Below are 1,286 nucleotides of genomic sequence, written 5' to 3' on the forward strand. Positions count from 1 at the left end.
TTCCGTATTCGGTAACCAATTCAGAACAATGTCATCTCCTACCGCTTTACCACTCAACCCCGTTGGAACTGCTGGTGGAGTCGTATCCGGTGGACTTGCTGTATAAAATTCAACTTCATACAGCGTGACATCTGTTCCCGTCAGATCGATAAACAAAATTCCGGTTACTGCCGGAAACTTAAAGGTTTCCAGTTGCCCCGTACCCGCCGTTGTGAATTGATGCAATGGCGGTTTTGTGTATGATCCTTGTTCAGCTAAACGGATCTGAACAGGTTTGTTGGATTTAATCCGAACTTCATCAATAGTCAAAACAATCGTAGATGTCCATGAGCCATAGTTCATTTTTGCAGAGGTTGTATCGTCATTGTCGTACCAGAGAGGACTAGACCCTACATTCCCCTTGATATATGACTCATCTAAAATTCCTGTCCAATTGGTTAACGCCGCGAATGCATTCCCAGCAGGAAACATGGTGATCATCATTACCGCAGTAAACAGGCTTACAATAAGCTTTCTCGTACCTTCACCCCCTTTCATCGCATCATGAACCTCAGTAATCCTGCTACAACACCTGCGAAAAAAAATAAGAGCAATACGGAAAAGAATGCATCCATTAATCCATTCCCCCCGGATCGTCGAGGTCACTAGAAGAAAACAACCATTTGCGAGCCAGATCGAACAACGCGAGTACAAGGGGAATACCGATCAAGGTAAAAACGAAATCCATCTGGTCACTCCCTCGTAATTTTGTAGCCGACCAGGAACATTGCTAAGGCAGTTAATAGCATTAAGCAAATCACGGCCCACATAAAGTATTGATTGGAAACTGTAATCGAGTGGTTCAGAATGTCCAGCTGATCCGACAGGTGAGCCAGATCGGTATGTACATCTGTAACCGAGTCATTCAGGACACCTAGTGCAGTTCGGTTATCCTGATTAACCGCAAGAATATCAATGGCGAGATCACGAATCTCCTTGAGAAGATCATCGTTCATCCCGAATCATGACCATCATGCCGACGGCATCGCGAGTCTTCCAGGTTAGGAGTTCTCCTGTGAATTTGCTTTGCTTGTACAATTCAAAATTTTTCACTTTGTCGCCTTCGAGTCGGATCGGCATCAATGTTTTTTCACCAGGCTGCGCGAGCAGTAACTCGGTCGATACTTTAGGACCTTTGTCCGTATCCTTTGTAATGATGTCTTTGCTGGTGATAACTCCTTCAACTGTAACTATCATGTTTTTCACTCCTTTTTTGCGAACAAGTATTTGGGACCCGAAAATAGTAT

3 protein-coding genes are annotated in these 1,286 nt (G+C 44.2%); all 3 read right to left on the reverse strand.

The window, feature by feature from the left end; all coding sequences use genetic code 11:
* Positions 1-537 (reverse strand): hypothetical protein (locus tag C5F48_RS24965; protein ID WP_146170763.1); only part of this gene is annotated, 537 nt, incomplete at its 3' end.
* A 194-nt stretch (positions 538-731) separates the two neighbouring features.
* Positions 732-995, reverse strand: coding sequence for a hypothetical protein (locus C5F48_RS23935; protein WP_107666144.1), 264 nt, complete (start codon positions 993-995; stop codon positions 732-734).
* Positions 985-1,286 (reverse strand): hypothetical protein (locus C5F48_RS24970; protein WP_219907843.1); only part of this gene is annotated, 302 nt, incomplete at its 5' end. The genes C5F48_RS23935 and C5F48_RS24970, both read right to left, overlap by 11 nt.

It is taken from the genome of Cereibacter changlensis JA139 (assembly GCF_003034985.1).
GTDB lineage: Bacteria > Pseudomonadota > Alphaproteobacteria > Rhodobacterales > Rhodobacteraceae > Cereibacter > Cereibacter changlensis.